Raw genomic sequence first — 26,040 nt, forward strand, 5'->3', positions numbered from 1 at the left:
CTTGCCGCCATCTCCCCGACGCGGACGGGGTTGAACGCAGAACAATAATATCGTTGCACTTCTGATTACGGTTCATGGACGAGAAGGACCTTCGAATCCTCAAGGCCATCGGGACGCTCGAATCGGGGAGTCCCGACCGGATAACCGAGGAGACGGGCATCCCGAAGTCGACGGTTCACTACCGCCTCGAACGGCTCCAAGAACAGGGCATCATCAAGAACGACATCTTCGACGTCGACTTCGAGAAAGCCGGGCTGAACCTCACGCTCATCACCGAGGTCTGGGCCGAGTACGGCTCTGAGTACCACAAGGAGGTCGGCGACAAACTCGGCGAGGTCCCCGGCGTCAATCAGGTGTACTTCACGCTCGGCGACACCGACTTCGTCCTGATTTCGCACCTCGCCTCGCGCGGGATGGTCGAAGACCTCATCTCGGAGTTCGAGGAGATAGACGAGATTTCGCGGACGAGCTCGACGTTCGTCATCACGACCATCAAGGACGAGCCGAACCCGCTGAACGACTACGAACTCGAAGAACTGAAAGCGGCGCTCCTCCCCGACGTGTCGTAACGCGGTCCGCGCCGACTCCCCGGGTGCGACGAGTCGCACCCGCGATGCGTTCGACCCGCATCCGCGTCCGTGTCCGCATCGCGGCTGAACCCGCACCGACACCGCGCTTCGACCGCCGGAAGCGAATCAGTCTTCGAGCTGCTGGGCGCTCAGGTGCGCCTTGGCCTCCGTCCGGGTCGGGAGCCCGCCGGCGACGGCCAGCAGGACGACGCCGAGCAGGCACCAGCCGCCGACCATCGCCCACTCGTAGGGCCACGCCAGCGCCGAGGGCGAGCCGGGGAGGTAGAGGCCGACGAAGAACACCGTCAACAGCAGGCCGAGCGCGCCGACCGCGTAGCCCGCCGGAAGCTTGAACGGCCGGTCGAAGTCGGGGTCGCGGTACCGGAGCACGAGGAACGAGACGACGACGAGGAGCCACGCCGTCACCATGCCGAGGCCGCCGGCGTTGACGACCCACACGAGCATCTGCTCGCCGAACAGGGGCGCGAGCGCCGCCAGCCCGCCGACGAGCACGATTGCGGTCGACGGCGTGTCGTGGTCGTCGTGGATCGTCGCGAGCCGCTCGGGGAGCATGTTCGAGTCGGCCATGGCGTAGATGGCGCGGCTGGCTCCGAGGACGAAACCGTTCCAGCTCGTGAGGATGCCCGCGAGGCCGGCCAGCGCCATGATGCGGCCGATGGTCACGCTGTCGAACGCGATTTCCATCGCCGTCGCGGCGGGGAGCGAACTCTCGACGAGCGTCGCGCCCGTGGCGACCTGCCCGGCCGCCCAGATGACGGCGATGTAGAACGCGGCGGCGCAGGCGACCGAGAGCCCGATGAGCCCGCCGAGGAGCTTCGGCGACACGTCGGCCTCGCCCGCGGCCTGCGGAATCACGTCGAAGCCGACGAACATGAACGGCGTCATGATGGCGACCGTGAACACGCCGCCGATGCCGGCCCCCGCGAGCGGTGGCGAGGACGGCGAGGTGCCGTTGAACAGCGCGCCGAGGAGGAGCGTCAGGCCGGACAGCGTGATGACGAGCGCGAGAATCGCCTGGAACTGCGCGGCCGGGCGGACGCCCCGGTAATTGAGGTACGTGATAACCACGGAGCCGATGACGCCCGTCGCCACCCACGTGCCGTAGACCGGCTGGCCGGCGACCGTCCAGAGTTCGAACACGTTGAACCCGGGGACGATGTACGCGAGGGCGCTCGGGAGCGCGACCGCCTCGAACGCGACGACGCTGATGTAGCCGAAGATTATCGCCCACGTGCAGACGAACGCGCCGGCCGGCCCCAACGCCCGCATGCTGTAGACGTGCTCGCCGCCGACGAAGGGCATCGCCGAGGCGAGTTCGCCGTAGATGAGCGAGACGACGGACACCATGAACCCGCCGAGAACGAACGCCGAGATGGCGCCGGTGACGCCGCTCTGGTCGATGAAGTACCCCGTCTGCACGATCCAACCCCATCCGATCATCGCCCCGAGCGCGAGCACGAACACGTCGCGCTTCGAGAGGACGCGTGAGAGTTCTCCTGTCATGGTTATGATTGACATCACCACATTCTAACTTACCCACTATATATCTTACTGTGTTCAATTTTTAGAGAAAATTAGGGACACAGTTCAATAGATAATCATGGTCTGGAACGACAAACTGGCCGACGATTCACCGGAAAATCGCCAAACGGCCGGCGGTTCGAATGGTAGTCAACTCGTCGAGCGGAAAGAAAAGCCGAGAACGCTCGATTCACCTTCCGGGCGGTCGTCGCGGCCGCCGCGCCGGTGTCGCTCCGGGCGTCGGGTCGGGTGCCGGCTCGGTTACTCGTCGGCGGGCGCGTCCTCGACCCGGACCGTCTTCGTGTTGACGAACTCCAGAATCCCGTGCCGGGAGAGTTCGGTCCCGTAGCCCGAGTCTTTCGTCCCGCTGAACGGGACTCGCGGGTCCGACGCGACGACGTTGTTGACGGCGACGTTGCCCGCGGTGAGTCTCTCCGTGAGCGCCTCGCCGCGCTCGGCGTCGGCCGTCCAGACGCTCGCGCCGAGGCCGTAGGGCGTGTCGTTCGCCACGCGGACCGCCGCAGATTCGTCTTCGACCTCGATGACCGTGGCGACGGGGCCGAACAGCTCCTCGGTCCTCGCGGGTGCGTCTTCGGGCACGTCGGTTAGCACCGTCGGCGGATAGTAGTGGCCGGGTCGGTCGAGCGGTTCGCCGCCGAGGCGGAGCGTCGCGCCGGCCTCGACGGACGCCGCGACCTGCTCGTGGAGCGTCTCCATGAGGTCCGCTCGGGCCTGCGGCCCCACGTCGGTCTCGGGGTCGGTGGGGTCGCCGACGGTCAGCGCGCGCATCTCCTCGGTGAAGCGCTCGACGAACTCGTCGTAGACGGCCTCGTGGACGACAAAGCGCTTCGCGGCGATACACGACTGGCCGTTGTTCTGGGTCCGCGCCCGCGCGGCCCGCTTCGCGGTCGATTCGAGCGGCGCGTCGTCGAGGACGACGAAGGGGTCGCTCCCGCCGAGTTCGAGCACCGTCGGCTTGAGTTCGCGGCCGCTCGTCTCCGCGACGGCCCGCCCGGCGCGGGTGCTCCCCGTCAGACTCACGCCGCGAACCCGGTCGTCTTCGATGACGCCGGCGACGCGCTCGGCGGAAATCTGCAGCGAGGTGAACACGTCGTCCGGATAGCCCGCCCGCTCGAAGACGGAGGCGATTGCGTCGGCACAGCCGAAGACGTTCGGCGCGTGCTTGAGCACCGCGACGTTGCCGGCGGTGATGTGCGGGGCCGCGAACCGGAACACCTGCCAGAACGGGAAGTTCCACGGCATCACCGCGAGCACCGGGCCGATGGGCTCGTAGGAGACGTACGTCTTCGACCCCGGCGCGGTGCCGATGTGTTCGTCCTGTAGGAACTCGGCGGCGTGTTCAGCGTAGTAGTCGCAGACCCACGCGCACTTTTCGACCTCCGAGGCCGCCTGCTCTATGGGCTTTCCCATCTCCTCTGTCATCAGTTCCGCGTACTCCTCGCTGTGCTCGCGCAGCACGTCGGCGGCGGCCGCGAGCAACTTCTCGCGCCGCGAAATCGGCGTCTCGCGCCACGATTCGAACCGGTCCCACGCGGCGTCCAAGCGCGCGTCGACAGTCGCCTCGTCGTGCTCCTCGTGCGTCTCGATGACCTCCTCGGTCGCGGGGTTGATGGATTTCATGGTCGGCTCTCGGGAGCGCGGCGGTCGCTCGCGGCTCCCGCTTGGCTCCACCGTCGCCCCATATGTTGATAAATGTTCCATCTGTGTCTGAATGTTTGGACTGTGTTCAAAACCCATCGGTGACGAACGCAGTCGAGTACGTGGTCACCAGCTACGTTCGAGTCTGGAGCACCGGTTTCGACCCGATACAATCGGTGTTTTCTGAACTTTATCCTACACAGAACAATTTATTAGGATTCAGTTTAGAATCTGTGTTCATGAGAGAACGGACGACGAATTCGTCGGTCGAGGCGGCGTACGACGACTACCTCATGCCGATATGGAAATCGCTGAACGTCCCGGTCGAGCGGGCGTCGGGGTGCACGCTCGAAGACTTCGACGGCAACGAGTACCTCGACGTGTTCTCGGGTATCTCGGTGACCAACGTCGGGCACAACAACGAGGCCGTCGTCGAGGCCGCGACCGAGCAGTTGGAGGAGTTCGTCCACGGCTGTTCGTACGTCCACCCGAACCGGCCGGTGGCCGACCTCGCCGAGACCATCGCCGAGGTGACGCCCGGCGACCTTCAGAAGACCTTCTTCTGTAACTCCGGCACCGAGGCCGTCGAGGGGGCCATCAAGCTCGCCCGGAAGTACACCGGCTCGAAGGAGGTCATCTCGCTGGAGATGGGTTTCCACGGCCGCACCCTCGGAAGCCTCGCGCTCACTGGCAACAGGGCCTACAAGCAGGACATGGCCCCGACCATCAACGACGTGGCGCACACCGCGCCGCCGTACGCCTACCGGTGTCCCCGCTGTGACGGCGACACCTGCGGCGCGGACTGCGCCGACGCGCTCGAACGGGTCATCGGCTCGCACACCAGCGGCGACCTCGCGGCGGTCGTCGTCGAACCCGTCATGGGCGAGGCCGGCATCGTCGTCCCCTCGGAGGCGTGGCTCAAGCGCGTCCGGGACATCGCCCACGACCACGGCGCGCTCCTCATCGCCGACGAGGTCCAGACCGGCTACGGCCGCACCGGCGAGCTGTTCGCCAGCGAGCACTTCGGCGTCGAACCCGACATTCTGACGCAGGCGAAGGGCATCGCCAACGGCCTGCCCCTCGGCGCGTTCACGGCTTCCGCGGAAATCGCGGACGCGTTCGGCTCCGGCGACCACCTCTCGACGTTCGGCGGCAACCCCGTCGCCTGCGCGGCCGCGCTGGCGACTATCGAGGAACTGCAGAACGGCATCATCGACAACGCCCGCGAGAACGGCGAGTGGCTCTCGGCCGAACTCGCCACGCTCGAATCCGACTACGACGTGGTCGGCGAGGCCCGCGGCCTCGGGCTGATGCAGGGCATCGAACTCGTCGACCCGGAAAAGTCGGGCCCGCAACACGTCGCACCGGCTCCTGACAAGGAACTCGCGGCCGCGGTCGGAGACCACCTCCGCGAGGAGTCCAACGTCGTCATGGGCGTCGGCGGCTACTACAAGAACGTCATGCGCTTCCAGCCCCCGCTGACGATTTCGCGGGCGCAACTCGGCGAGGCCGTCGACGCGCTCCGCGTCGCGCTGGACGACCTGGCCTAAACGAGAGTCCTCCGTACCGCGCTCCCGACCGATTCAGGGGCGGTCCAGCTCTTTGTCCCACGCCTTCCACGTCTTCAGAAGCGGGATGATGGTGTAGTCGTCGACGATGTCCTCGCCGTCGAAGAGGTCCCAGACGTACTCTTTCAGCGCGTTCAGGTCGGTGTGCCACGCGCTGAAGACGAGGTCGTACTCGCCGAGACAGGAACTCGCGTTGTAGACGAGTCCCTCGTCGATGAGCATCGCGATGAACTCGGTTCGCACCTCGGACGAGACGTGCTGGTCGAACGAGACGAGTATCTGCGCGTCGGCGAGGTCGGCCTCCTGGAGGACGATGACCGCGAGGATTTCGAGCACGTCGCTCTCCTGAAGGTTCTCGCGGCGGCGACGGACCGCGGTCCGGGAGAGTCCGACGCGCTCGGCGAGTTCGGTGTCGGAGATGCGGCCGTTCTCGTTGAGCGCGCGGAATATCTCGTAGTCGTGCTCGTCGAGGTAGTTTTCGAGGACCGCCTCCGGCGTGTTCGGGTCGGACGGGGCGTCGGCGGACGTGAGGTCGGGGTTTTCCATGGTCGGATATATTTTCGGGGTTCGATTTGAAACTGCTGGTGGCGTAAACGTATCAAAACGACACAAGAGCTGTGCCGAATCGGCTAGTTCGCGGCTTGTGGTGTGTGGGTGACGAGTTGTTCGATTGTGGGACGCCGCGGGGACCGCGGCACCGGGGGCGGTTCAGCGGTTACGTCGGCCGGTACGGTTGCGGCGACCGCGTCGTCACCACCCCGTCTCGTCCCGCGGAAGCGGGTCGTACGGAACCTCGTACCCGAACGCTTCGGGGCCGATGACGTCGAGCGCCTCGGGCGTCGTGAGCAGTTCGGGCGCGGGCACGCCGAGGACGCGGACGCGCTGGCCGTACCGCAGGGCGTCGGTCGTGACCGGCGCGCCGGTGTCGGTGTCGACCAGACAGATGAGGTCCGGGACCGTCGTGCGGAGGTCGCCGTCGTCGTCGCGGGCGACGAGGAACTCGTTTTGGAACTCGATTTCGAGGGTCGCGTCCTCGTCTATCCCGGCGAGCGTGACGCTCCCGAGCGCGAAGCCGTCGCGGTTGCGTCGGTGGACGTCCACGATTTTCCCGGCGAACAGCTCCTCGCCGCCGAGGAGTTCGCGGCCGGCGTCGACGGGGTCGGTGCCGGAGTCGCGGGCGCGTTCGACCGCCCGGCCCAGTTCGGTGGCGAGCGAGACGGTGTGGGGAACCGCGTACTCCGAGACGAACTCCCCGGTCATGAGCGGGAAGGCGTAGCCCGAGCGGCCGCCCATCTGGACGGTGATTGCCCGCGCGAGGTCTTCGAGGCGCTTGGCCGAGTCGATGTCCCGGTAGACGACCTGATTGCCGCGCTCGTCGGTCGTCGCCGCGTAGTTCACGGGCGTCCCGTAGATGAAGAACGTGTCCATCTGGAGTTCGGGGAACGCCCGACCCATGCCGTCGGCGTCGACCACGGGGAGGTCGGTCATCGCCGCCACGCACAGCGGGGCCATGCTGTTCGCCCCGCCGATTTCGCCGGGGATGAGCGCGTCGACCGTCTCGCCGGAGAGGTCTTCGATGGCGCGAAGCGACTGCACCTCCTCGTCGCCGCCGGCGAACTTCTCGACGCTGATGGTGGGCGCGCCCATGCCGCCGACGCTCGCCACGGTGGCGTCCGCGGGGAGGTCCCGCGGGTCGACCAGTTCGACCGAGTCGGGGTAGGCGTCGTCTTCGAGGAGCGTCTGGAGTCGCAGCCGGCCGAGGCGGGGGTTGCCGCCGCCGCCGGTGCCGAGGATGCCCGCGCCGATGCCGACGGCTTCGAGGTCGTCGAGCGTTATCTCCGTCAGGTGTGGGATGTCGAAACTCATGGGTGGTCCGCGAGTGGTTCGTAGGTCGCGTCGAGGCCGAACGACTGCGGCCCCCACACGTCGAGCGCGGCGGGCGTCCGCATTATCTCGGGCGTCCGAATGCCGAGCACGCGGACTCGCGCCCCGTATCGGAGGCTCTCTGTCGGAATCGGGCCGCCCGTCTCGCGGTCGAGGACGGTGATGAGGTCGGGGACGGTCGCCACGTAGCTCCCGTCGACGGTCGCGCCGAGGTTCTCGTTTTGGAACTCGATGCGCATCGCCGACCCCTCGTCGGAGTCGAGGCCGTCGATATCGACGTGCCCGAAGACGAACCCGCGTTCGGTGCGGCGCTGGACGTCGACGATTTTCCCCTCGAACAGCGACCGCGCCTCGCCGTAAATCGACTCGCGGGTCACCTCGCGGACGGCGCTCATCGCGTCGTCCTCGGCGAGTCGGAGCGCGCGGCCGAGGTCGCGGGCGAGCGACATCGTGCCCGGAATGGCCGTCTCTTTGACCTGCGCGCCGGTCATGGGGTAGTCGGAGACGTAGCCGACGCCGCCCATTCTGACCGTGACGCCGCGTGCCAGCCACTCCAACTGGTCGTTGTCTTCCGTCTCGATGAGACAGGTGTTCCCCCGCTCGTCGCTGACGGCCGCGGGCGTCCCGCTGACGCCGTAGATGTTGAACGTCTCGTGTTGGAGTTCTGGGAACGCCCGGCCCATGCCGTCGGCGTCGACCACGGGAAGCCCGCGGCGGGCCGCGACGGCGAAGGGGAACGTCGAGTTGATGCCGCCGCACTCTATCGGCATCGTCGCGTCGGCGGTCTTTCCGAGTTCGCGCTCGACGCGCTCCAGCGAGGTGACGGCCTCCCGCCCGCTCGGGAGTTTCTCGACCGAGACGGTCGGCGCGCCCATCTGGGCGGTCGGCACGACGAAGTCCTCGGCGTCCAGTTCGTCCGGGGAGACGAGTTCGACGGGGCCGAACTCCTCGATTGCCTGCTTCGCGACGAGTTTGCCGACGTGGGGGTCGCCCCCGCCGCCGGTCCCGAGGACGGTCGCGCCGAGCGCGATATCCTCTATCTCCTCGACGCCGATTTCGACCGTCATCAGTAGTCGAGCGCCCCGGCGGCTTTCACCTTGATTCGCACCGCGTTGCCGGGCAGGTACGAAAGCGGGACCTCCTCGACGTCCACGATGTCCACGCTGTCGGGGTCAGCGCCGGCGGCGAGCGCGTTGTCGGTGGCCTCGTCTTTCGCGTGCTGGATGGCCTCCTCGCGGTCCATCTCGTCGAGGCTGTAGATGCGGTCGACCTCGCCGGAGACCTGCGCGATGGCGACGCCGACGGCGTTCGCGACCTCGTAGTGGTCGGGCTTGTGGACCTCGCTCGCGCCCGCGATGTCGTCGGGGACGAGGATGCTCCCGCCGCCGACGATGACCACGGGGACCGGCTCGGCGCTCGTCTTCATGCGGTCGACCTCGCGCTCGACGCGCTCTCTGACGTACTCGCGGGCGGCCTCGACGATTTCATCGTCGACGGCCGGCGTCTCGGAGCCGATGTCGATGGTTCCCGCGGCGACTTCGAGGTCGGTCGCGGTCAGCGTCTCGCCGCCGAAACACCTCGCCTCCTCGGTCAGTTTGTAGCCGACGCTCTGGGGGCCGACGGTGACGCCGTCGTCGGTCGAGACGATGGAGCCGCCGCCGATGCCGATGGCGATGATGTCTGGCATGCGGAAGTTGGTCTTCACCTCGCCGATTTCGACGGCGACGCTGCTCTCGCGGGGGAAGCCCTCGGTGACCGCGCCCACGTCGGTCGTCGTGCCGCCCACGTCGACGATGATGCCGTTTTCGACCTGCGAGAGGTACGCCGCTCCCCGGACCGAGTTCGAGGGGCCGCTGGCGACCGTGAAGATGGGGTAGCGGATGGCGTAGTCGACGCTCATCAGCGTCCCGTCGTTCTGGCCGAAGTAGAGGTTCGCGTCGATGCCGCGTTCGTCCATCGCCTCGACGAAGGCGTTCGCGGCCTCCGAGGCGACGCCGGTGAGCGCGGCGTTGAGCGCCGTCGCGTTCTCGCGTTCGAGCAGGCCGACGCTCCCGATTTCGTTCGAGACGGAGATGGGCACGTCGTCGCCGACCTCCTCGCGGATGAGTTCGGCGACCCGCGTCTCGTGGTCGTCGCGGACGGGCGAGAAGACGCTCGTCACGGCGAAGGCGTCCACGTCGGCGAACTCGCGAATCTGCGCTCTGACCTGCTCCTCGTCGAGGTCGTTGAGGAGGCGGCCGTCGAACTCGTGGCCGCCGTCGAGGATGGCGACGTTGTCGCCGATTGCCGCGGCGAGGTCGTCGGGCCATTCGAGAAGCGGGCGGATGCTCTGGGTCGCGGGCGCGCCGATGCGGATGACGCCGACCTCGTTGAGGCCGCGCCGCTCCGTGATGGCGTTCGTCGCGTGGGTCGTGCCGAGCATCACGTAGTCGAGTTCGTCTTCTGAGACGCCGCTGTCGTCGAGGACCACGTCGAGGGCGCTGAGGATGCCCGAGGTGATGTCTTCGGTCGTGGGGGTCTTCGTCTTCGCGAGGAGGTTGTCGTCGCCGTCCATGACGACGGCGTCCGTGTTGGTGCCGCCGACGTCGATTCCGATTCGGTAGTCAGTCATGTCTGGGTTGCTGGAGAGTTTCGATTGGTTCGTAGTCGATGCTGTAGTCGAAGTACCTCGGCCCGACGAGGTCGAGTCCCTCCTCGGTCCGCCACTTCGGCGAACACGGCATGCCGATGACCCGCACCCGGTGGCCGTAGGCGAGTCGCTCGGTGGTGACGGGGTCGCCCGTCTCGGCGTCCACGACCGTAATCAGGTCGGGGGTGCTCGCCACGACGCCGCGCTCGGAGTCGCGGGCGACGAGGTTCTCGTTCTGGAAGTCGAGGGTGAACGTCCGGCCCTCGCAGTCGTCGATGCCGTCGAGGGTCGCCTCGCCGACCGCGAAGCCGCCTTCGGTCCGGCGCTCCACGTCGGTTATCTTCCCCGCGAACAGCTCGTAGCCGTCGGTGAGGTCGAGGACCGACTCGACGGGGTCCCGCGAGCGGTGCTTGGCGGTGCGAATCGCCTCGCCGATGTCGTGGGCGAGGGACATCGAGTCGAGAATCGCGTGCTCGCGGACCTCTGCGCCGGAGAGCGCGTAGGTTCCTATCATGCACGCGCCGCCCATCTCGATGCTCGTCACGCGGGCGAACGCCTCGGCGTACTCGTTGCTGACGGTGTTCACGAGAAGCGAGTTGCCCTTCTCGTCGGCGATGCTCATCGGGGTGGCGCTGACGCCGCCCATCGTGAGCGTCACCATCTGCACCTCGGGGAACGCCCGGCCCATGCCGTCGGCGTCCACGAGGGGGAGTCCGAGCGCGGCGGCGACGGCGATGGGGACGGTGCTGTTCAGCCCGCCCGCCTCGATGCTCATCGTCGCGTAGGCCTCCTGTCCGAGGTGCGTTTCGAGCGCCTCGAACGCGGCGAGCGCCTCGGTACCCTTCGGCATCTTCTCGACCATCACGGTCGGCGCGCCGAGCATCGCGCTCGGGATGACGAGCGCGTCGTCGGGCACGTCTCGCGGGTCGATGAGGTCGACGGGACCGTGCTCTTCGATAGCCTGCTGTGCCATCAGCTTCCCGATGTAGGGGTCGCCCCCGCCGCCCGTCCCGAGGACGGTCGCGCCGGTGGCGAAGTCGTCGATGTTGTCTGTGGTTATCTTCATGGCTCGTTGGTGTTCGATGCGACCCCCTCGTCGGCGACCGCCGCGACCGCCACGTCGGGCACGTCGTCGAACGCGTCGGCGTACGCCTCGTCGTAGATGTGACACCGGACGCTGGGGCCGGCGTCGACCGCGACGAACTCCGGTTCGTCGGTCGAACACGCGTCGGTCGCGTAGGGACACCGCGTGTGGAACCGACAGCCCGCGGGCACGTCCCGCGGACTCGGGATTTCGCCCCGGAGGGGTTCGTGCCGCGGCTTGTACGCTTCTTCCTCGTCGGTCGTGACGGGAATCGCGGAGAGGAGCGCCCGCGAGTAGGGGTGTCGCGGCCGCTTGAACACCTCCTCCGTGGGGCCGCGCTCCTGAATCTCGCCGAGGTACATCACGGCCGTCTCGTCGGCGAAGTTGCGGACCAGAGAGAGGTCGTGGGTGATAAACAGGTAGGTGAGTCCGAACTCCGCCTGTAAGTCTTCGAGGAGCGCGATAATCTTCGCCTGCACGCTCACGTCGAGGGCGCTCGTCGGCTCGTCGAGCAAGAGCAGTTCCGGCTCGACCGCGAGCGCGCGGGCGATGTTCACCCGCTGTTTCTGCCCGCCGGAGAGTTCGTGGGGGTATTTGTTCCAGTACTCGTCGTTCAGTTCGACGCGTTCGAGCAGGTCGACCACGCGCTCCCGGAGGTCCGATTTCGGCACGCCACGCGCTTTTAGCGGGACTGCGAGCGACTTGCCGATGGTCCGCCGGGGATTCAGACTCGACGTGGGGTCCTGAAACACCATCTGGACGCGCGACCGGAGGCGAGCCAGTTGCTCGTCGGTCGCGTTCGTGATGTCCTCGCCGTCGAATCTAACCGTCCCGCCGGTCGCGCCGGTCAGGCCGATAACCGTCCGCGCGACGGTGCTTTTCCCACTGCCGGACTCGCCGATGAGCGCGAGGGTCTCGCCGCGCTCGATGTCGAACGAGACGCCGTCGACCGCTTTCACGTGGTCGGACGTGCGCTTGATGATGCCGCTTTTGACGGGGAAGTACTTCTTCAGGTCGTCGACTTCGAGCAGGGGTTCCGACATCTCAGTCGCCCCCCGCTTGTTTGCCCGGTCGCCGGGTCATGTGGCTCCGGGTCTCCTCGACGGTCGGCCGCTCGGACGCCGGCACGGCCTCGTCGTAGAGGACGCACTCGACGCCGGTCTGCGGGCCGCGCTCGTACATCTCCGGGCGGGCCTCCTCGCACTCGGCGGTGGCGTAGGGACACCGCGGCGCGAACCGACAGCCCGGCGGCGGGTCGAGGTACTCGGGAATCGAGCCGTCGATGCCCGTGGCCATCTCGTCGCCCGTCAGGCGCGGAATCGACGCGATGAGGCCCTGCGTGTAGGGGTGCTTCGGGTTCTCGAACAGCTCTTCGGTCGGTGCGGTCTCGACGATGCGGCCGCCGTACATGACGTACACGCGGTCGCTCACCTGTCGGGCGACGCCGAGGTTGTGGGTGATCATCAGGACGCTCAGGTCGTGGTTCTCGATGAGGTCCTTCAGCAGGTCGAGAATCTGGTCGTGAATCGTCACGTCCAGCGCGGTGCCGATTTCGTCGGCGATGAGCAGGTCCGGCTCGTTCAGCAGGGCCTGCGCGATGAGCGCGCGCTGGCGCATCCCGCCGGACAGCTGCGACGGGTACGAGTCCATGATGTTCTCGGGGTCCGGCATCTGGACCTCGCGGAGCATCTCCAAGACGCGCTCGCGCGCCTCCTCGCGTTCGCCGCTGAAGCGGCGGCGGAAGAACTCCACGACGCCCGTGTCGCTGTCGCCGCCGAACTGCGCGGTGTCGGTGAGCTGTTCGCCGATGGTGAACGTCGGGTTCAGACTCGACATCGGGTCTTGGAACACGAGGCTCATCCGCTGGCCCTTGACGCGCTCGAACTCGCGGTCCGAAAGCGACAGCAGTTCCGTCCCGTCGAACGTGATGTCGCCGCTGACGCGGGCCGGCGGCTGATTGAGCAAGCGGAGGATGGACTTCATCGTCACCGACTTGCCACAGCCGGTTTCGCCGGCGATGGTGACGACCTCGCCTTTGCCGATAGAGAGGTTGACGCCGTCGATGACCTCCGCGAGGCCGTCGAACGACTCGAAACCGACTTCGAGGTCTTCGACGGTCAAAAGCGGGTTCTCGGCGACCGGCTCGTCGAGTCTCATCGGTTCACCTCCACGTCGAAGAGGTCACGCAGGCCGTCGCCGAGCATGTTGAACCCCATCACGAGGACGAAGATGGCGAGCCCGGAGAAGACACTCACCCACCACGAGTCGGGCAGGTAGGAGGTCCCTTGGCTGACCATCGTCCCGAGGCCGGGCTGGGGCGGCTGGACGCCGACGCCGATGAACGACAGCCCCGCGCCGATGAGGATGACGAAGCCCGCGTCGAGGGTCACCTTGACCAGAATCGGCGACAGCGTGTTCGGGAGAATCTCCCGGAAGAGGATGTGCGGCGTGCTCGCGCCGGCGAGCTTGGCGGCCTGCACGTACTCCTCGCTGCGCTCGCTGGCGACGATGCTCTGGACGAGGCGGGCGTGCCACGTCCACCACAGCGCCGCGATGGCTATCATCGCGTTCGTCAGCGTCGGCTCCAGGGCCGACGTGATGGCCAGCGCCATCACGAGCGGCGGTAAGGCGAGCGCCGTGTCGGTCGCCCGCATGATGATCGTCTCGGTCCAGCCGCCGTAGTAGCCGGCGACGAGGCCGAGGAGCACGCCCACGGGGACGCCGAAGCCGAGGACGACGGCCACGAGCATGAGCGACAGCCGGTAGCCGAAGAGGATGCGCGAGAGCACGTCGCGGCCGACGTGGTCGGTCCCCAGCGGGTGGTCGACGCTCGGCGGCTGGAGCGTGTTCGAGAAGTCGGTGAACTTCCCGGCGTGTTCGGGGTACGGCGCGACGACGGGCGCGAAGACGGCGAGCAGGACGATGGCGACGATGATGCCGAGACCGACGACGCTCATCGGCCTGCTGGTAAAGCGTTTCCACGACCGTTGCCAGAGTTCGCGGCGCTCGGCCGAGACGACCCGGTCGAGGACGCTCGCCGACTCGGTGCTCATGTCGCCTCCTCCATCGCCAGTCTGATTCGGGGGTCGACGCGACCCAACAGCACGTCGACGAGGAAGTTGATGCTCACGAACGCGACGCCGATGGTCATCGTGACGCCGACGACGGCGTTGAAGTCGTTGTTCAGCACCGCGGTGACGCCGTAGGACGCGAGGCCGGGCCACGAGTAGACGAGTTCGATGAGGAACGCGTTGCCCAGAAGCGAGGCGTACAACAGCCCCAGAATCGTGAGCGTCGGGATGAACGCGTTCTTGAGGGTGTACTTGTACGTGACGAGCCACGACGGAAGCCCGAAGCCGCGCTCGGCCTCGACGTAGTCCTGGTCTTTCACGTCAATCATGCTCGACCGGGTGATGCGCATCACCTGTCCGATGCCGGCGAGCGAGAGCGCGAGCGCCGGGAGGATGATGTGCGCCCACGCGTCGACGTGGGCCGCGAGGTTCCCCGACAGCAGTGTGTCCACGAGCAGGAAGCCCGTGAACCGCGAGACGCCGGACCCGAACTCCGAGCCGAGCCGGCCCGTGATGGGGAGCCATTCGAGCAGGTAGCCGAATATCAGCTGAAACATGATTGCGATGAAGAAGCCGGGCACGCTCACGCTGAAGAACGCGACGAGTCGCGTGGCGTTGTCGGCGAGTCCGTCTTTGTTCTGCGCGGCGATGACGCCGAGCGGGATGCCGATGACGACGGTGAGGAACATCGACACGGTGATGAGTTCGAGCGTCGCCGGCAGGTAGTAGACGATGTCGGTGCTGACCGCGCGCTTCGTTTCGAGGCTCGTGCCGAGGTCGCCGACGAGTAACCCCTGCATGTAGTCGAGGTACTGCAGGGGAATCGGCTTGTTCAGGCCCATCTCGGCCGCGAGCGCCCGCACCTGTTCTTCCGACGCGAGCGCGCCGAGGGCCATTCGCGCGGGGTTCCCGGGGAGCACTCGTGACGTGGTGAAGATGATTATCGACAGGCCGATGAGGCTCACGAGGATGCCCGCGAGCCGGCGCACGAGATACTGCCAGTACTTCATTCTTGGTAGAAGTCGGGGAACCAGTAGTCGAAACTCATCGACGGGCGGAAGGTGTAGCCCGCCACGTCGTCGGCGAAGGCGTGTTTCTTCGACTGGACGAAGATGAACAGGTCGGGGTACTGGTTCGCGATGCGTTCTTGGACCTCGGCGTACAGTTCGGCGCGGGCGTCGGCATCGACCGTCGAGCGCGCCTCGTCGATGAGGGAGTCGACGTTCTCGTCTTCGAGGTGTTCCATGCTCATCCACGTCGAGGCGGCCTCGGAGTGGTACTGGTTGTAGAACACCGTGTCGGGCGAGGGGTACACCGGTCCGTAGAACACCTGATTGATGTGCGGCGTGTCCTCGACGCTCGTGGCGAGTTCGGTCATCGTCCCCCACGTCTGGGGGTTCAACTCGACGTCGATGCCGATTTCGTCCATGTTCTGCTGGAACAGAAGCCCCATCTTCTCTTCGAGGCCGTAGTCCTTCACGTAGGTGTTCTGGACGGTGATGTCGCCCTCCTCGTAGCCGGCGTCGGCGAGAATCTGCCGCGCCCGCTCGGGGTCGTAGGTCGGCTGGACGATGTCGTCGTTGTGGACGCCGAACGACGACGGGAGCGGGCCCTGTGCGGGGAGCGACCCGGGCGCGATCTCGTTGCGCGCCGTCTCGTAGTCGAAGCCGTAGGCCATCGCCTCGCGGACGGCGGGGTCGTCGGTCGGGGCCTTCTGGGTGTTGATTTTGAAGTAGAACGTCGTCACCGTCGGGACCGACTCGACGCGGATGTCGTCTTCGGCCGCGAGCGCCTCGTAGGTCTCCTCGCTTTGGTACTGGCTCGACATGTCGAGTTCGCCCGTCTTCATCAGCGAGCGGACGGTCGGGTCGTTCGTGATGATTTGGACGGTGACGTTGTCGTACGCGCCGTCTTTGAACGACCCCCAGTAGTCGGCGTAGCGGCTGAACGAAATCTGCGCCTGCCGCTCGAAGCCCGCGAGTTCGTACGGGCCGGAGCCGGCGTCGTTGTCGTTGAGGAACGACTGGGCGTAGTCGCCGCGGTCGCCGAAGTCGCCGTCTCCGACGTTGTCGAGGACCAACTGCTTGTCGACGACGAACAGCAACACGAGCGTCGCGAGGAACGGCGAGTGGACGCGGTCGAGCGTGAACGACACGGTCCGCTCGTCTTCCACGGTCACGTTCTCCTTCGAGAGCACGTTCCCGAGCAGCGACGAGTAGCCCTGGTTGATATCGAGGAAGCGCTCGGCCGAGAACTGCACGTCCTCCGCCGTGACGGGGTTGCCGCTGTGGAACGTCGCTCCCTCGCGGAGCGTGAACGTGTAGGTCCGGTTGTCGTCCGAGACGGTCCAGTCCTCGGCGAGGTGGCCCTGTAGGTTCCCCTCCGTGTCGGGGAACACGAGCGGGTCGTAGAGGTTGACCAACGCGAGCACCTGCGTGTAGTCGGTCCCCTTCGCGGGGTCGACAGTCCCGAAGCGCTGGGTCGCGCTCATGCGGAGCGTCGAACCGCCGTCGTCGCCGCCGGACGACGACTCCGTCTCTGTCTCCTCGTCGTCGCCGCCCGAGGCCGTGGTCTGTTCTTGGCCGTCGTAGCTCTCGCCGCCGCCGGAACAGCCGGCGAGGCCGGCGATACCGGCCGTTCCGAGCGCCTTGAGGAAGTTCCGCCGACTCGCCGCGTCTCCGAACCGAGCGCGGACCGACTCCGACGCCGACCCCACCTGCGACCGCATCTGTGTGATGTCTTTTCTCGACATACGTTACTCATTCTCACAGAGGTGTATTGGAACATAAAGGTACCGTATAGTAACCTAAAACAATATTCTCGGGTCAAAACGGAATACTCTACGAACGATATGGAACAATCGAGCGATGTGTCGTCTGCCGTCCGGCTGAGACGGAGGTCCGTAATCGACCGACGGCACCACCCTTCGGAGGTTATCGTGGACGACCGAACGGTTCGATTTCTCCGAACTGGGGTCTGTTCACGCCGCCCGCCCGCGCTTCTCGTCGTTGCTGTGACGAGTGCCCGTCCCCGGCTATACCGTTGTCGGTCGCGCTGCCGCGATAACTAACAAATCACAATTATATATTGGCATTTGGTAGTTTAGAGCTCGTCTTTCTATCCGAGCCTAGTGCGTTTCAAATTTTGATAAAATCCCTGAATTTTCCGCCATCTAGATTAATAGTCACGGCAATTCACTACTATACCTGAGTTATTCAAATAACTTCAATAACTCAGATATCGTTGAACTATCTTTAGTATGGGTGGTGATTTATACGGTAATTATACTGTTCTATTTCGTGCCACCCCGCTGACTCTGTAACACGCCGCGTCGTTTCCGGCCACGACCGAACCGACGTAATCGCGTGGTCCCACGCCCAAAACTGATTCTCGAATCGGAAATCAAATTGACAAATCGGGACGTGACGGAAGTCGGGCGACGTTTAAGGTCTCGTGGTCAAAACGACCATTCGATGGCATGGGAGTTCGAGCGAGTCGCGGGTCCGTTTCGGGCCACCGAGGGTCCGATTTGGGCCGTCGACGCGGTTCGATTCACGGAAATAAAGGAGCATCAGGTCCTCGAATACGACCCGGAGACGGGACAGACGAGCGTCTACATCGACTCGACCGCCGGCGCGGTCGGCCTCCACGAGGGGCGCGACGGCGAGCTGTACGCCTGCGAGGCCGAGGGTCACCGAATCGCCGCGCTGACCCCGGACGAACCCGCGTCGGTCGTCGTCGACGGGTTCGATGGGACGCCGCTCAACGGGCCGAACGACCTCGAAATCGACCGCGACGGGGATATCTGGTTCACCGACCCCGACGACAAGGACCGGGGACTGCTCGGCCACACCTCCGTCTTCCGCGCCGAGCGGCCGGATGTGGACGCGAACGCGAGCGGCGACTGGCAACTCGTCCACCTTACAGACGAGATGGACCGCCCGAACGGCATCCTCCTCTCGCCGGACGAGACGCGCCTCTACGTTGCTGAATGCACTTACGGCCCTGACCAAGCGACCGACTTGCGGGCCTACCCGATTCGGGACGACGGGTCGCTCGGCCCCCGCGAGATACTGCACGACTTCGGCGACCACCGCGGTATCGACGGCATGACGCTCACCGAGTCGGGCGATATCGTCGCCTGCGCCGGCTGGGAAAAGGGCGGTCCGGGACCGTCGGTTTACGTGTTCTCCCCGTCGGGCGAGGTGCTCGAACGTCATCCGTTCCCCGAGGACCGCCCGACGAACTGCACGCTCGGTGGGCCGGACGGCTCGACGCTCTACGTCGCGGACATGACCGGCAGTCTCTACGCGGCCGAGACCGACCGCTCGGCGTACGTTCGATTTTAACCGAAAAGGGACCGTGAGGACAGATACGCTGGGTTGTGTGTCGTCGGAACCGAAACCGAACTCGGCGACTCCGACGCGGGCGTCTCAGCGGAGCGGTTCGAACGCCTCCAGTCCCGCTTGGGACGCTTCCATGTCCTCGGACACCGCGCCGCCGCTCGCGCCGACCGCGCCGACGACGACGCCGTCGTGTTCGACCGGGAACCCGCCGCCGAAGACGACGACGCGGCCGTTGTCGGTGGTGTGGAGGCCGTACACGTCGCCGCCGGGTTCGGCTCCCTCCTTCAGTTCGTGGGTCGGCTTCTTGACCGCGGCCGCGGTGTAGGCCTTGTTCTGTGCGATGTTGCTCGCGACGAGTTTCGCGCCGTCCATCCGGCGGAAGCCGAGGAGGTTGCCCTCGCTGTTCGTCACCGCGAGGTTCAGCGGCACGCCGAGGTCTTCGGCTTTCTCCTCCGCCGCGTCGAGAATCGTCTTGGCTTCGGCTAGCGTCAGCTCTTGTACCATCGACTCGACCGTCGGCGGCTCGGAGCAAAAACCCACCGCTCACGGGGAGAACCGCCGCTGGAACGGCCACAGACGGCGATACGGCTATCCGAACCGAATCGAACGCCGCGGGATCGACTGCGCGGTTTCGCGTTCCCCCGTCGTCGTCGCGTCGGCTTGAACGTACGGGTTATCTCGGGAGGGCGTTCCCCGACCGCTCGAACGACTCCACGTCGCCGGCGTCGGCGGCGTCGATGAGGTCGTTGTTGACGAACAGACGCTCGCCCTCGGTGTCCGACAGCGAGAGGAACGTTCCCGTCCCCTCGGTCGCCCGCGAGTTCCGAACCGTGATGTCCGTCGTGTCGACGAGCGAAATCGCCGCCGCGTCGTCCGCGTCGTCCGCGTCGTCGTCGCGGTGGGCCTGTCGGCCGACGAAGCCGTCGACGAGCAGGCCGTTCACGTCCTCGCAGGCCAGCCCGCTCCGGTAGTAGTCTGGCAGGTCGCCGTCGTCGTCCCACTCGACGGTCACGTCGCGCATCGTCACGTCGCGGGCGTTCTCGACGTGGACGCCGGCGATGTCGTTGGCGAAGATTGGCGTGACGACCGAACTCGGCTGGAGGTCGAAGTTGCCGCCCACCTCGTCGGCGTGCTCGCTCCCGGTGAGTTCGATGCGGACGTTGTCGAACTCGATAGTCTCGATATCGGAATCCTCGGAGCCGTAGACGAGCGCCCCGTTCTCGCTTCGCGCGACGATGTTCGAGAAGCGCACGTTCCGAATGCCACCGAGGTCGGTGTCGTCGTCTCGCGGGACCGACGTGACGTAGATGGGCTCGCCCTTGCCCCACCACGGGCCGGGGAGCATGTTGGAGTTGACGACGATATCGGTGAAAAGCACGTTCTCGACGACGCCCGAATCGCGGTGCTGGATGCCGAGGCCGCGGTTCGACTCCTGCACGACGATGTTCTGGAACAGGCAGTCGCGAATCGTGTCGTCGGTGCCCGAGCCGAACTTGATGGCGCAGGCGCTCGACCGGAGCGTGCAGTTCGTCACGACGATGCCCTCGCAGGTCGTCGGCTCGTCGGGCCGCGCGCCGAAGGTGATGCTGTCGTCGCACGACTGGATGGTGCAGTCGGAGATGTGGACGTTCTTCGTGTCGCCGAGCGCGATGCCGTCGCAGTTCGGGATGAGCAGGTGGTTGAGGATGTCGACGCCGCGGATGTCGACTTCTTCGGTCCCGTGGAACGACAGCGTCCACGCGGGCATGTCGCGGATGGTCACGTCGCGGACGCGGACGTTCGTGCAGTTGTTGAACCGGAACATCGGGCCGGGCCGGAAGTCGGGCTTGGCGACGGGCCAGCCCTCGGTCCCCCTCGTCCGCGAGAGGTAGGCGTCTCCCTGTCGCGCCTCGTGGGGGCCGTTCGAGATGAGCGGGTGCGACGCGCTCTCGTTCGAGTGGCCCTGAATGGGCGTGTCCATCCGCATGAACTCGGTCCCGAGGCCGTCGAACTCGCCCTCGCCGGCGATGGTGACGTTCTCCACGCCCTCGGCGAGGAAGAAGATGCGCTCGTTGTCGGGGCCGATGAATTTGTCCGTGTACTCGGCTTCGTCTTTCGCGGGACTGACGACTGCGCCGGCCTCCAGATACAGCGTCACGTCGCTTCGGAGATGGACGGTTCCGACGGTGTACGTTCCGCTGGGGACGGTGACGGTTCCGCCGCCCGACTCCGAGCAGTCGTCGATGGCCGTCTGGAACGCCTCGGTCTGGAGGTCGTCCGTCTCGTCGGCGTAGGCTGTCACGTCGAAGGCACTCGCTGCGGGTGGCATGTACCCGTACCGTCGCGGTGGCCTATCTTTATACTACTGGTGGTCGGAGTTCGGCCGTGAGTGATGCTCGCCCAAACGTCCTGTTCGTGATGACTGACCAGCAGCGGTCGGACACGATTCGGGCGCTCGGAAACAGTCGAATCCACACCCCGAACATCGACCGACTCGTCGACCGCGGCGTCTCCTTCGCCAACGCCTACTCGCCGGACCCCATCTGCATCCCGGCGCGGCACACGATTCGAACCGGCTGTGAGGCCGTCTCGACGGGCTACCTCGGGAACGAAAAGCGCGACGCGCGACACCTCGAACAGCGGTGCGGCCCCTTCCTCGCCCGAAGCATGCGCGAGCGGGGCTACCGGACGTTCCTCGTCGGGAAGTACCACGCCCACCCGCGCGACATCGACCTCGGCTACGACCACCACCTGAGCTTCGAGGCGTTCCGCGAGGAGACCGGCCACGAGGTCAAGACGACCGCCCGGCAGGGCGCGATGGTCCACCTCCCCCAACAGAACCGGCTCCCGCCGGACGACAACTACGAGGCGTGGATGACCGACCGCGCGGTCGACCTCATCGGCCGCGACACCGACGAGCCGTTCTTCGGCCTCGTCTCGTACGAACCGCCGCACCCGCCGTTCGCGCCGTCGCCGCCCTTCGACCGGATGTACGACCCCGAGCGGCTCGAAAACCCGGTGAAAGGCGACATCGAAACCGACCACATGGACGAGAAGATTCCCGCCCAGAACCACCACTTCTGGACGACCCGCGAGGGCGGCATCGACGACACCACCGTCCGGGTCATCAAGGCGTACTACTACGGCATGATTTCGGAGGTCGACCGCCGCATCGGTCGCCTGCTCGACGCGGTCGAGGCCCGCGACGACGCGGACAACACGCTCATCTGCTTCTTCTCGGACCACGGCGAACTCCTCGGCGACCACCGCGGCTGGGAGAAGTCGTCGTTCTTCGAGCCGTCGTGTCGCGTCCCGTTCCTCGTGAGCTGGCCCGCGGAGCTACCGGGCGGCGAGCGCCGCGACGACCTCGTGGCGCTGACCGACCTGTTCGGCATCGCGACGACCGCCGCTGGCGACCAAGAACTCCGCGAAGGCGTCGATGTGCTCGGGACGATTCGGGGCGACGCGGAGCCGCGCGAGCGGCTGTTCGGCTACCACCGGACGCCGCGGCTCCCGCCGAACTTCACCGGGATGGTCCGCGAGGGACGCTGGAAGTACGTGTTCATGCGCAACGGCGGCCGCGAACAGCTGTTCGACCTCGCCGCCGACCCGAACGAACTCGACGAGTGCGCCGCCGATCACCCCGAGGTCGTCGCCGAACTCCGCGACGCGCTGGCGACGAAGCTGACCGACGCGGGCGCGGACGAGTTCGTCGAGAACGGGACGCTCAGACGCTCGCCGTACCAGGAAATCGACATGGGCCGGCTCGTCCGCGAGCCGTACCCCGAGGAGCCTGCGGACGTACTGGACTGACGGACCGGCGTGCCGGTTTCTCCTCCGCTTTCTCCCCGCCGCCCACCCCACCGTCTGGCCCCGAAATCGCCGGTCCCGCCGTACTTTTATCACCGTTCCGCGTAACCGACTACCACGAATGGAGATCAGCGACATCCGTACCATCCGGTTCAGCTGTGAGTCTCACATCGACCCCGACGAGAAGGGCCACGGCCACCCCGGCGAGCCGCGGGAGTCGACGCGGACTATCACGCACGTCGTCGTCGACGGCGGTCCCGACGGCTACTGCCGCGGCGGCCACGAGGCGGCCAACGAGTTCGCCAAGAAGCACCTCGTCGGCGAGAACCCGCTGTACCGCGAGAAGCTCTGGCAACTGCTCTGCCGGGCCGAGCGACTGAACAAGGGGACGCTCACCGACAAGCGCGTCGCGCCCATCGACTGCGCGCTCTGGGACATCGCCGGCAAGGACGCCGGCCTCCCGGTCTACCAACTCATCGGCGCGGCCCGCGATTCGGTCCCGGCCTACGGCAGCACGATGGTCGGCGACGACGACCCCGACGGACTCGGCTCGCCCGAGGCGTACGCCGACTTCGCCGAGGAACTCGTCGCGGAGGGCTATCAGGCCGTCAAACTCCACACGTGGATGCCCCCGTTCGGTGACGACCCCGAACGGGACATCGCCGCCTGCCGGGCGGTCCGCGAGCGCGTCGGCGACGATATCGACCTCATGCTCGACGCCCACCACTTCTACAGCCGAAGCGAGGCCAAGAAAATCGGCAAGGCGCTCGAAGACCTCGACTTCCGCTGGATAGAGGAGCCGATGGACGAACACTCGATGTCCTCCTACGAGTGGCTCTCGAACGAACTCGACATCGCCGTCGTCGGCCCCGAGACCGCCGAGGGTCGGATGCACACCCGCGCGGAGTGGATTAAGCGGGACATCGCCGACATCATCCGCGTCGGCGTCTACGACGTGGGCGGCATCACGCCGGCGCTGAAGGCGGTCGGTCTCTGCGAGTCGTTCAACATCGAGTGCGAGATTCACGGCCGCGACGCGCCCAACCTCCAACTGCTCGGGACGATGGCGTTCCCCGGTCGGTACTACGAGCGCGGCCTCCTGCACCCGAAACACGACTACGAGACGTACTTCCCCGGCCTCGAACACCCGCCGGACGAAATCGACGACAACGGCGTGGTCGAACTCCCGCAAACGCCCGGACTCGGCTACGCGTTCGACTGGGACTACATCGACGCTAACCGCGTCGAGTAACCGCGTCGGACGCGACGGCCGGGAGCCGGGACAACCGGCGAGGCCCGTTACGAAACAGAATCGACGGCGGTCGCTCGCGGAACGCTGCACGCTGCTTTTCGGGTCGGTGATTCAGTTCGACGTTCGGTTCCGGTGGCGGGCCTCCGCGGTCAATTGTACGAGCCCCACAGCCGGAGCAGCAGGTAGCCGCCGATGCCGACCCCGACGAGCGAGATTCCCCAGACGCCGAACATCCCCGCTATCGTTCCGTCGAGGACGAAGCGCGCGAGGAGAATCATGAAGACGCCGGCGAGTACGGTCATGATGAAGTTGCGGTTCGACGACGCGGCCTTCCGGAGCGAAGGCACGCGCGATGCGTTGACTGACATACGTACTCACACGGTAGCTCTCCGCACACAAATAGATACTGTTCGCACGGGGGTCGTTCGACCGGCTCGCACGGCTCTTGGGGGCGAAAACGGATGGTTGAAAACCGGGTCGCGGCGTCCGCGAACGGGTGACTCAGTCGTCGACGATGCTCGGACTATCCCAGTACTCGTGGGTGTCGTCGGCGCGGAAGCACCGCGCGGCGTGGCCGGTCTCGTCTTCGAACGCGCCCGGGTCGTTGGTCTCGCAGACCTCCCGCGCCTTCGGACAGCGCGGGTGGAAGTGACAGCCGCTGGGCCGGTTCGTCGGGTCGGGGATGTCGATTTTCCGAATCGGGAGGTCGTCGTCCTCGTCGCCCTCGTAGAGGTTCGGCGTCGCCCACTTCAGCGCCTGCGTGTAGGGGTGCTGGGGGTCGCCGATGACCTGCTCTATCGGCCCGACCTCGACGATGCGGCCGAGGTACATGACGGCGATGCGGCCGCCGGACTTCTCGGCGATGTACCGGGCGTTCGAGAGGTCGTGGCTGATGAAGACGTAGGAGGTGTTGAACAGGTCCTGCAGTTCGAGCATCAGGTCCATCATCTCCACCCGGAGGCTCACGTCGAGCGCGCTGATGGCCTCGTCGGCGAGGATGACGTCCGGGTTCAAAAGCAGCGACCGGACGAGCACGACGCGCTGTTTCTCGCCGCCCGAGAGCTGGTGGGGGAACCGCTCGACGAAGTCCTCCGCGGGCGTGAGTCCGACGCGTTCGAGGAGCGCGTAGACGCGCTTTCGGCGCTCTTCTTCGCCGAGGTTCGGGTTCCACTTCTTCAGCGGGAGCATCAGCGAGGTGAGGATGCGCTGGTTCGGGTTCAGCGCGCTGCCGGGGTCCTGATGGATTATCTGGAGCGACCGCCGAATCTCCGAGAACGGGATGTCCGGGTCGCCGCCGTTCTTGGCCTCCCAGATATCCTGTCCGCGGTAGGTTATCGAGCCGTGGGTCGGCTCCTGCGCGCCGATGATTGTCTTGCCCAACGTCGATTTGCCACAGCCGGACTCGCCGATGAGTGTGACCACGTCGTTCTCGCCGATGTCGAGCGAGATGCCGTCGACGGCGCGGACCGTCTGCCGCTCGCCGAACAGGCCGAGGAAGCCGCTACTGTCGGTGAAGTGGACGGACACGTCGTCCACCGAGAGGATGGAGTCGTCGACGCTCATTTCGACTCACCGCCCTCTTCGGCCGCCTCCATCGCGGGAATCGGAATCTCGTCGGACACGTCGTCGTGGTAGAAACACGCGGTCCGGTGACCGCTTCCGCGGTCGGCCATCGGCGGCTCCGCCTCCGCGCAGGACTCGTCGGCCATCGGACACCGGGGCCGGTACGAGCAGCCCGGGATGTTGGTCACCGGGTCGGGCTTCGAGCCCGAGATGGACTGCATCTCCTCGATGGGCGCGTTCAGGTCCGGCGTCGCGTTGAGGAGCGACCGCGTGTAGGGGTGCGCCGCGTCGTACAGAATCTCCTCGGTCGAGCCGACCTCGACGATGTCGAACGCGTACATCACGACGAGCCGGTCCGCGAGCTTGGTGAGAAGCGGCAGGTCGTGCGTGATGAAGATAATCGTCAGGTCGTACTCCTCTTTGAGCTCCTTGAGCAGCGAGACGATAGAGCGCTGCATCAGGAGGTCGAGCGCGGCGGTCGGCTCGTCCATCACGAGCACCTCCGGTTCGAGGATGAGCGCGAGCGCGACGAGCGCGCGCTGTTTCATCCCGCCGGAGAGCTCGTAGGGGTACGAGTCGAGGACGCGGTCGGGGTCGAGATAGAGGTCGCCCAGAATCTGGTGGGCGCGTTCGAGCCCCGCTTCCACGTCGCGGTTGTGGTCTTCGAGGGTCTCCCGGAAGTGACCACGGACCTTCTTGACGGGGTTGAACGAGCTCATCGCGCCCTGGAACACCATGGCGACTTCGCCCCAGCGGAACTTCCGAAGCTCCTCTTCGTCGAGGTCGAGCACGGAAATCGGCTCGCCGCCGTCGGGCGGGTAGTACGTGACCTCGCCGGAGGTCTCCCCCGGGCTGACGACCGCGTTCATCAACGCGGACGAGGTCATGGACTTCCCGCTACCGCTTTCGCCGACCATGCCGAGCGTCTCGTTTCGGTAGATGTCGAAATCGACGTTGCGGACGACTCTCGATTCGCCTCGATTGGTCCCGAAGGTGACCTCCAGGTCGCGGACTTCGAACACGACGTCTTGGTCCGGGTCCGAGTCGTTCTGATTCGACGTTCGCATTGCTTGGTTGGTAGTCA

22 protein-coding genes are annotated in these 26,040 nt (G+C 66.2%); 5 read left to right on the forward strand and 17 right to left on the reverse strand.

The window, feature by feature from the left end:
- Positions 1–74: 74 nt before the first annotated feature.
- A complete protein-coding gene (locus BN996_RS14060) occupies positions 75–569 on the forward strand; it encodes an Lrp/AsnC family transcriptional regulator (protein ID WP_042664723.1) in 495 nt (164 codons plus the stop codon).
- Positions 570–695: 126 nt separating this feature from the next.
- Here the strand turns inward: BN996_RS14060 and BN996_RS14065 are convergent, their stop codons facing one another.
- Together BN996_RS14065 and BN996_RS14070 are read right to left on the reverse strand one after the other, a co-directional pair.
- Positions 696–2,108 (reverse strand): APC family permease, encoded by a 1,413-nt coding sequence (locus BN996_RS14065; RefSeq protein ID WP_089780119.1) that lies wholly within the window; start codon positions 2,106–2,108, stop codon positions 696–698.
- A 264-nt stretch (positions 2,109–2,372) separates the two neighbouring features.
- Positions 2,373–3,752, reverse strand: a complete 1,380-nt coding sequence (locus tag BN996_RS14070; protein ID WP_089780520.1) for an NAD-dependent succinate-semialdehyde dehydrogenase — start codon at positions 3,750–3,752, stop codon at positions 2,373–2,375.
- Positions 3,753–4,009: 257 nt separating this feature from the next.
- Between BN996_RS14070 and BN996_RS14075 the strand changes: the two genes are divergently transcribed.
- On the forward strand, positions 4,010–5,320 hold the full coding sequence (locus tag BN996_RS14075; protein WP_089780122.1) for an aspartate aminotransferase family protein: 1,311 nt from the start codon (positions 4,010–4,012) through the stop codon (positions 5,318–5,320).
- Between the two features lie 33 nt (positions 5,321–5,353).
- Here the strand turns inward: BN996_RS14075 and BN996_RS14080 are convergent, their stop codons facing one another.
- The 10 genes from BN996_RS14080 to BN996_RS14125 form a co-directional block, all read right to left on the reverse strand.
- Entirely contained in the window at positions 5,354–5,884 is a 531-nt protein-coding gene (locus tag BN996_RS14080) for an Lrp/AsnC family transcriptional regulator (protein ID WP_089780124.1), read from the reverse strand.
- A gap of 204 nt (positions 5,885–6,088) precedes the next feature.
- Positions 6,089–7,204 carry a DUF917 domain-containing protein gene (locus BN996_RS14085; RefSeq protein WP_089780126.1) on the reverse strand — a complete coding sequence of 372 codons (1,116 nt, stop codon included), beginning with the start codon at positions 7,202–7,204 and terminating at the stop codon, positions 6,089–6,091.
- Positions 7,201–8,289 (reverse strand): DUF917 domain-containing protein, encoded by a 1,089-nt coding sequence (locus BN996_RS14090; protein ID WP_089780128.1) that lies wholly within the window; start codon positions 8,287–8,289, stop codon positions 7,201–7,203. Before BN996_RS14090 ends, BN996_RS14085 begins: the two co-directional genes overlap by 4 nt.
- On the reverse strand, positions 8,289–9,833 hold the full coding sequence (locus BN996_RS14095) for a hydantoinase/oxoprolinase N-terminal domain-containing protein (protein WP_089780130.1): 1,545 nt from the start codon (positions 9,831–9,833) through the stop codon (positions 8,289–8,291). Before BN996_RS14095 ends, BN996_RS14090 begins: the two co-directional genes overlap by 1 nt.
- Positions 9,826–10,917 carry a DUF917 domain-containing protein gene (locus BN996_RS14100; protein ID WP_089780132.1) on the reverse strand — a complete coding sequence of 364 codons (1,092 nt, stop codon included), beginning with the start codon at positions 10,915–10,917 and terminating at the stop codon, positions 9,826–9,828. Before BN996_RS14100 ends, BN996_RS14095 begins: the two co-directional genes overlap by 8 nt.
- Entirely contained in the window at positions 10,914–11,978 is a 1,065-nt protein-coding gene (locus tag BN996_RS14105) for an ABC transporter ATP-binding protein (protein WP_089780134.1), read from the reverse strand. The genes BN996_RS14100 and BN996_RS14105 overlap by 4 nt, the downstream gene beginning before the upstream one ends.
- Before the next feature lies 1 nt (position 11,979).
- The gene (locus tag BN996_RS14110) at positions 11,980–13,092 is read right to left on the reverse strand and encodes an ABC transporter ATP-binding protein (protein ID WP_089780136.1); all 1,113 of its coding nucleotides are present in this window, start codon (positions 13,090–13,092) and stop codon (positions 11,980–11,982) included.
- Positions 13,089–13,988: an ABC transporter permease gene (locus BN996_RS14115; RefSeq protein WP_089780138.1), complete on the reverse strand. Its 900-nt coding sequence runs from the start codon at positions 13,986–13,988 to the stop codon at positions 13,089–13,091. Before BN996_RS14115 ends, BN996_RS14110 begins: the two co-directional genes overlap by 4 nt.
- On the reverse strand, positions 13,985–15,016 hold the full coding sequence (locus BN996_RS14120; protein WP_089780140.1) for an ABC transporter permease: 1,032 nt from the start codon (positions 15,014–15,016) through the stop codon (positions 13,985–13,987). Before BN996_RS14120 ends, BN996_RS14115 begins: the two co-directional genes overlap by 4 nt.
- A complete protein-coding gene (locus tag BN996_RS14125; RefSeq protein WP_089780522.1) occupies positions 15,013–16,734 on the reverse strand; it encodes an ABC transporter substrate-binding protein in 1,722 nt (573 codons plus the stop codon). The genes BN996_RS14120 and BN996_RS14125 overlap by 4 nt, the downstream gene beginning before the upstream one ends.
- Positions 16,735–17,479: 745 nt before the next feature.
- Between BN996_RS14125 and BN996_RS14130 the strand changes: the two genes are divergently transcribed.
- Complete coding sequence (locus tag BN996_RS14130; RefSeq protein WP_089780141.1) at positions 17,480–18,355, forward strand: SMP-30/gluconolactonase/LRE family protein; 876 nt, start codon at positions 17,480–17,482, stop codon at positions 18,353–18,355.
- Between the two features lie 84 nt (positions 18,356–18,439).
- On the opposite strand, the gene BN996_RS14135 is transcribed toward BN996_RS14130, so the two are convergent.
- Both BN996_RS14135 and BN996_RS14140 read right to left on the reverse strand, forming a co-directional pair.
- Positions 18,440–18,856: a GlcG/HbpS family heme-binding protein gene (locus BN996_RS14135; RefSeq protein WP_089780143.1), complete on the reverse strand. Its 417-nt coding sequence runs from the start codon at positions 18,854–18,856 to the stop codon at positions 18,440–18,442.
- 169 nt (positions 18,857–19,025) lie between these two features.
- Positions 19,026–20,660, reverse strand: coding sequence for a glycoside hydrolase family 28 protein (locus BN996_RS14140; protein ID WP_320055250.1), 1,635 nt, complete (start codon positions 20,658–20,660; stop codon positions 19,026–19,028).
- A gap of 56 nt (positions 20,661–20,716) precedes the next feature.
- On the opposite strand from BN996_RS14140, the gene BN996_RS14145 reads away from it, so the two are divergent.
- Positions 20,717–22,144 (forward strand): sulfatase family protein, encoded by a 1,428-nt coding sequence (locus BN996_RS14145; RefSeq protein ID WP_089780145.1) that lies wholly within the window; start codon positions 20,717–20,719, stop codon positions 22,142–22,144.
- Positions 22,145–22,262: 118 nt separating this feature from the next.
- The gene (locus BN996_RS14150) at positions 22,263–23,393 is read left to right on the forward strand and encodes an enolase C-terminal domain-like protein (RefSeq protein WP_089780146.1); all 1,131 of its coding nucleotides are present in this window, start codon (positions 22,263–22,265) and stop codon (positions 23,391–23,393) included.
- A 149-nt stretch (positions 23,394–23,542) separates the two neighbouring features.
- Here BN996_RS14150 and BN996_RS14155 read toward each other — a convergent pair whose 3' ends face one another.
- The 3 genes from BN996_RS14155 to BN996_RS14165 all read right to left on the reverse strand — a co-directional run bounded on the left by BN996_RS14155 (position 23,543) and on the right by BN996_RS14165 (position 26,023).
- Positions 23,543–23,761 carry a hypothetical protein gene (locus BN996_RS14155; protein WP_089780148.1) on the reverse strand — a complete coding sequence of 73 codons (219 nt, stop codon included), beginning with the start codon at positions 23,759–23,761 and terminating at the stop codon, positions 23,543–23,545.
- 133 nt (positions 23,762–23,894) lie between these two features.
- A complete protein-coding gene (locus BN996_RS14160) occupies positions 23,895–24,956 on the reverse strand; it encodes an ABC transporter ATP-binding protein (protein WP_089780150.1) in 1,062 nt (353 codons plus the stop codon).
- Positions 24,953–26,023: an ABC transporter ATP-binding protein gene (locus tag BN996_RS14165; protein WP_089780152.1), complete on the reverse strand. Its 1,071-nt coding sequence runs from the start codon at positions 26,021–26,023 to the stop codon at positions 24,953–24,955. The genes BN996_RS14160 and BN996_RS14165 overlap by 4 nt, the downstream gene beginning before the upstream one ends.
- Positions 26,024–26,040: the final 17 nt, after the last annotated feature.

The sequence above is a fragment of the Haloferax massiliensis genome (genome assembly GCF_001368915.1).
In the GTDB taxonomy this organism is placed as follows: domain Archaea; phylum Halobacteriota; class Halobacteria; order Halobacteriales; family Haloferacaceae; genus Haloferax; species Haloferax massiliensis.